Origin of the sequence: Bacillus sp. B2-WWTP-C-10-Post-4 (assembly GCF_009183805.1) — a bacterium.
Classification (GTDB): Bacteria; Bacillota; Bacilli; order Bacillales; family Bacillaceae_G; genus Bacillus_A; species Bacillus_A cereus.
The window spans coordinates 1-5,208 of the sequence record NZ_WEII01000180.1 but is presented as its reverse complement, the minus strand read 5'-3'; the positions used below and the strand labels follow the sequence as shown (position 1 = coordinate 5,208).

Below are 5,208 nucleotides of genomic sequence, written 5' to 3'. Positions count from 1 at the left end.
AAATATATTTATGTTTACAATGCGATTCACCCAAATAATTTTTAAACCACTTTTTCAACACGACACATTCCACCTTTATGATAGAACCTTTATTTAGCTGCTTTATTACATACTTTTATTTAAATGTTCAATCTCATCTTGCAATTTTTTAAATTGCTCAAAATGCATGGTAATAGATTGGCTACTACCATAATCAACATTTTGTTTCACTAATATAACACCCGTGTCATGAAAAAGCGCTTCAAGTTCTTTCCTAATAGACACTTTCGCAATATGAGCTGTTTTAATTGCAGATAAAATTGCAATTTCATTAAACTTTAATTTTATTTCATTTGGACAAAATGCGTCTTCAACTAATATAACTTCATTACTATAAATTAATGCAACAAGATTACTTGATTTGGCATCTGTTAAATCAACTTTTTTCATAATATCTTTCATTACATTTTGCCTCCTTTATTTTCATATATATCAATTATACAAATTTTTTAAAAAAATTACTCAACTTTATTATATTAATTTTAACACACTTTTATTGAAATCCACGCTCCAAACGTTTTACTATTCCACAATTTTTATTGTATGAACCATCTGAACTATAACTCCATATAGTAATGTTAACAACTTATTATAAAGCAGGTGAAAATTATGCCATCAGTTGTAGGAAATTTAGTTGTACAAAATAGCAATGGATCATTTAACTTAGGTGATTTCTACAACGTATCTCCGAAAGAAAATACGAAAGCTTATAATGGTTCCGGCGCATCAAACGTTGGTTTTGTTGTTAATACTTTTAGCGGTGTTAGCGCGACCAATACATTTGATTCTGACCTTGCAGATCAAAACCAAGTGGGTACAGCCTAATCTTATGTTCAACTTTCTGTATAGAAAATTTTAATTTGTCTATACTATAATCAGGCTGTTTGACAGCTCTTGTCGATTTTGGAGTACCCTATCTTTTTCTCCCTTTCCCTGGGGCTCAGCAGCTAGCACGAAGCTAGCTGCTTTTTCTTGTATTATTTGTCTCATAAATCAGAAATAAAAGAAGCTGCCATTTAATACTCAGCTTCTTTTACGTTATTTCAATAATATTCATAGCGTTAAATACGTAAGTTTTATAAAAAGCGTCTGTACAAATTACAATTTGTTTTACCGGATTGATATGTACAACAGTCATGTAGCTTGTTAGTATGTAACCATCTTCAAAATATGTTACCAATATTTCTTTCTCAGACAGTAATGACGTTAATAATTTATCAGAAATTCTCTCTTTTGCTTCATTTGTTAAAAGCGGTTTTTGTACTTTTAATTTCTCTCCAATAATCTTTCTCATATTTAAAAGTTGTTCGGACATTACTGTAAACGGAACCCACTCTCTTTCTTCTTTTTGTATCTTTACATCGTTCATTTTTTATCTCCTTGATCATTTATACATTTATTTAGCCATACTATCCCTTAGTTATTTTTAATACTTACTAAACTCGAATTTACTTCTAAACTATAATTAGGTTACTTCTTAAAAGAACATTCGTTCCTATTATACACGAACTTACGTTCTTTTGAGAAGAGCCATACTTATTATTTCTTAACAAAAAACATAATTTTATTTATCTCCATACTTTTTTCCTTTATCAAATAAACTTTTCATTTCTTATATAACATGCATATAACAACTAAAAGGCGACTTCACCCAAAGTGAAATCACCTTTTTCTAAAAAATATTTCAAAGCTTATTTTTCTATCCTAACTAATGTTCTTTCTGGAATACATAATTCATCTATATTAAAATGATTTATTTTTAAGTTCAATTCCCCTACTCGTTCCTTATCTTCATCACCAACCCAACAACTAAATAATTCGAAATAGTCTCTATCTTCCGAATAACCTTCCATAAAGTTAAAAGTTTTTCTTTCGCTTCTTTTTTTCCTTTACATTTTGCCACTCGACAAGTTCAATTCCCCAACTAGTTGAAACCTCATATGTGTAATTTGTTTGGAATTGATAATCTTGTACAATTCCAAGCATACTTTCATCTGAAAAACACGGTCCAAAAACAATTAGATTATTAGAATCCGGATCCGTTAACGGAATTTCTACATTACAGCCTATGTAACTTGCTAAACTCATTTTATACTCCTCCAGTATTCGTATAAAAAATACTTCATAGTATATTTATTTACTTAAATATAAAATCCCTGCCTAAACGAAAAAGTTTTAAATTTTTATCGTTTATTAACCATCTATAACTGAAAACATATACTATGATGAACGAACTCACAAAGCATAAGAAAAGAGAGCATTTACAACACTCTCTTTTCTTACATACTCTATGGAACTTTACAAAACTGAATCAATGATTTTTATTATTATATTTTATTACATATACTTAGGTTGTACTATTATATGTAACTCTCTCTCTGTATCCGCTTTTTTCGGATGACGAAAATAATTAAGTTCGTACTTTAACACTTTATACTCAACCATCCCGATTTTAATCCCTTTCGTTTCTTTTAATATAGCTAATAAATCACTTACATTTTCATCATATGACTCAAAAATTTTCGCGCCGCCCTCTCCTTGAAAGATTACTTTCATATATTCTCCACCACCTTAATTTATTGATGTGGTAAATGACGCGTTTAAAACGATTCATTCTTTATCCTAAAATTTTCATATGAAAAAGAACATCCTTTCCAATCGAATGCTCAGCTTTTTACTAATTATCCATGTTAAATATTTATTCAAAAACATTATATGTATTATTTTTTAAATTATGTTCGATATCCATTATTAAAGAGTAAATATATGTAATAAACTTGCATAATGAAAACCGTAGAATATCCACTTTCGTTGAAATAATTATAATCCATAATTTTCCATTGTAATTCTTAATATTTAAATGTAATATTGTATTGTCTTACTATCTATTTATAACTCACACACTAATTAGAAAAAGGGAACTCTATATGAGTTCCCTTTTTCTAATTATGATTACAGTCATTATTTCTTTTCTAGAAATTTAAATGTATCTTTAAATTCTTTATTATTCACTTTAATATCAGCATCTTTCAATAAATCATTGACTACTTGTTGTTTCCATTTACCTGTCGTATCTTGTAGTCTTTGTTGTTCTATATCTTTACGAATTTTATCCTTTACTTCATCAAATGGCTTCAATTCTTTTTTATCCGTCACTTTAATAATATGGTAACCGTAAGTTGTTTTAACCGGCTCACTTACTTGGCCTGCATCTAATTTATACGCAGCTTCCTCAAATTCTTTCACTGTTTGTCCAGGGGCAAAACCAGATATTTCCCCGCCCTGTTCCTTTGAACCAGTATCTTCTGAATACTGTTTTGCTAAGGCAGCAAAATCTTCACCATTATTTACTTTCTCCTTTATTTCTTTAGCCGTTTTTTCATCTTTCACTAAAATGTGACTTACTTTCATTTCTGGTTTATAGTTATCTTTCACATCTTTATCTGTAACTGTTGCTTTAATTGCTTTCTCAAATGCAATTTCTGGCTTCATTTTTTCTTTTAATTCATCTTCATTTTTCAACCCAAGTTGTTCTAAAGTCGATTTAAAGTTTTCACCCATTTTGTCTTTTGCTTCTTCTACTTTCTTTTTTGCTTCCTCATCTGAAACTTTATATTTATCTAGCAATGCCTTACTTAACATCATTTGATATAAAGTACTTTCTCCATATTGTTGTCGTAATTCTTTACTTAATTCTTTCTCTGTAACATTTCCTACTTTTGATGTTACTACGTTGTCTGAGGAACCACATGCAGATAATGCTAGCATCATACATGAAATAATTGTTCCAATAAATATTTTCTTCTTTTTCAATTCAAATACCTCACTTTTGTCATTATGCAAATTAACTATACACAGTCATTGTGAAAACAGTGTGTTTTCTACATGTAATTCATTTCATATGAGTTGACTATGTATCATGTATTTTCATTTTTAAATATAAAGAGCCTTCTTACTATGCATAGTAAGAAGGCTCTTTATATAATTCTCAAAAAAATATAGCTTCTATAGTTGCTTAATAATTACATGTTTTTCAGGTATCCAACTATTCTGTCCGATATCTACCGCATTTCCCACTCTACCCCACACTCGAAAAGATGTCGATCCATCTATGTTTCCTTTATAATTCATACATTCAGGCTCTTCATAATAATTTACTCCGTAACCGACAGGATATTTTGAAGTTGCATAAAACCATTTCACATTAAAATGTTTTAAATATACCCACTGCTTATCGTTCCCTAAACAAATCATATCTTGCTCACCGCCTCCCCAATAACCTGCTAAGATTAAATATGGAATTTTTTGAGTGAGTGTACCTGTAAATTGAGGATTCATGGGGTTTTCATATAAATTTATTCCATATCCATCAGGATATTTCGAAACTGCAATACCAATGCCATTCGGTTGCTGTGTATACACTATGTTAGATTGATTTGCTTTGTTCGAATTTATAAACCAAGAAAGTGACTTATTTCCTACTAATCGATTCAGATCACATTTCCCAATCCCAGGAACATTCCCTGAATCCGTATATTGCCACATATCGCATGGATATGCTGGCTTATTCCCTCCATAACGAGGGATCCATACGAAATCAGCTTCAATATTACGTGCTCCAAATGATAGATACGTGTGATGCCCTACATATAATCCTACTTTTTCCGCACCTAAACGGCGTAATTCATCAATAAATGCCTGTGTCCCGCCTTGCATATCTACCATCGTTTGAACTTCTACGTCCGCTACCCAAAACTTAGCAGATTGATCACCACGATTCCAAAAATCTTGTGCCTCTTTCTTTGCATCAGCAATAGATATAAAACGGCAAAAAGCATAATTACCAAATGGGATACTATGCTTTTTCATTTCACTAACATAATTTTGATACATAAAATCCACCGTATTAGAGCCATCTTGAACTCTAGCAATCACTAAATCTAGCTGAGATGCTGCAATATCCCAATTGATAGTTCCATTCCATTTTGAAATATCTACAATATACCCCATACATTCCAGCTCCTTTTGAATGTCTTATTCATAGCTTGTTTTATTGTAAGCCTCCTCTCTCTAAAACTAGCTATCTATAATATAAATAAAAAGAATCTTTACCGTTTTTCAAAATATATTCTCTTTCAGAAATATTTTTATTAGCTTTAACATGTATGT

The 5,208-nt window shown here is 30.4% G+C and carries 7 protein-coding genes; 1 reads left to right on the top strand and 6 read right to left on the bottom strand.

Translation table 11 applies throughout. The features are described 5' to 3' along the window. Positions 1–105: 105 nt before the first annotated feature. Positions 106–441 (bottom strand): hypothetical protein, encoded by a 336-nt coding sequence (locus GBN78_RS28330; RefSeq protein ID WP_000651907.1) that lies wholly within the window; start codon positions 439–441, stop codon positions 106–108. A gap of 207 nt (positions 442–648) precedes the next feature. Between GBN78_RS28330 and gerPF the strand changes: the two genes are divergently transcribed. After that, positions 649–864 carry a spore germination protein GerPF gene (gene gerPF / locus GBN78_RS28325; protein ID WP_001141569.1) on the top strand — a complete coding sequence of 72 codons (216 nt, stop codon included), beginning with the start codon at positions 649–651 and terminating at the stop codon, positions 862–864. A 208-nt stretch (positions 865–1,072) separates the two neighbouring features. Here gerPF and GBN78_RS28320 read toward each other — a convergent pair whose 3' ends face one another. The 5 genes from GBN78_RS28320 to GBN78_RS28300 form a co-directional block, all read right to left on the bottom strand. Further along, complete coding sequence (locus tag GBN78_RS28320; RefSeq protein WP_152127958.1) at positions 1,073–1,408, bottom strand: YolD-like family protein; 336 nt, start codon at positions 1,406–1,408, stop codon at positions 1,073–1,075. A gap of 488 nt (positions 1,409–1,896) precedes the next feature. Continuing rightward, positions 1,897–2,127, bottom strand: coding sequence for a KH domain-containing protein (locus GBN78_RS28315; protein ID WP_000050518.1), 231 nt, complete (start codon positions 2,125–2,127; stop codon positions 1,897–1,899). Positions 2,128–2,376: 249 nt separating this feature from the next. After that, positions 2,377–2,595, bottom strand: coding sequence for a hypothetical protein (locus tag GBN78_RS28310; RefSeq protein WP_000864279.1), 219 nt, complete (start codon positions 2,593–2,595; stop codon positions 2,377–2,379). Between the two features lie 405 nt (positions 2,596–3,000). Next, a complete protein-coding gene (locus GBN78_RS28305) occupies positions 3,001–3,852 on the bottom strand; it encodes a peptidylprolyl isomerase PrsA (protein ID WP_000727342.1) in 852 nt (283 codons plus the stop codon). Positions 3,853–4,044: 192 nt separating this feature from the next. Continuing rightward, positions 4,045–5,049 (bottom strand): glycoside hydrolase family 25 protein, encoded by a 1,005-nt coding sequence (locus GBN78_RS28300; protein WP_000540659.1) that lies wholly within the window; start codon positions 5,047–5,049, stop codon positions 4,045–4,047. Positions 5,050–5,208: the final 159 nt, after the last annotated feature.

Coding starts and splice junctions, on each gene's coding strand:
- GBN78_RS28300 (WP_000540659.1), bottom strand. CDS start 5,049: ATGGGGTATATTGTAGATATTTCAAAATGGAATGGAACTATCAATTGG.
- GBN78_RS28310 (WP_000864279.1), bottom strand. CDS start 2,595: ATGAAAGTAATCTTTCAAGGAGAGGGCGGCGCGAAAATTTTTGAGTCA.
- gerPF (WP_001141569.1), top strand. CDS start 649: ATGCCATCAGTTGTAGGAAATTTAGTTGTACAAAATAGCAATGGATCA.
- GBN78_RS28330 (WP_000651907.1), bottom strand. CDS start 441: ATGAAAGATATTATGAAAAAAGTTGATTTAACAGATGCCAAATCAAGT.
- GBN78_RS28320 (WP_152127958.1), bottom strand. CDS start 1,408: ATGAACGATGTAAAGATACAAAAAGAAGAAAGAGAGTGGGTTCCGTTT.
- GBN78_RS28315 (WP_000050518.1), bottom strand. CDS start 2,127: ATGAGTTTAGCAAGTTACATAGGCTGTAATGTAGAAATTCCGTTAACG.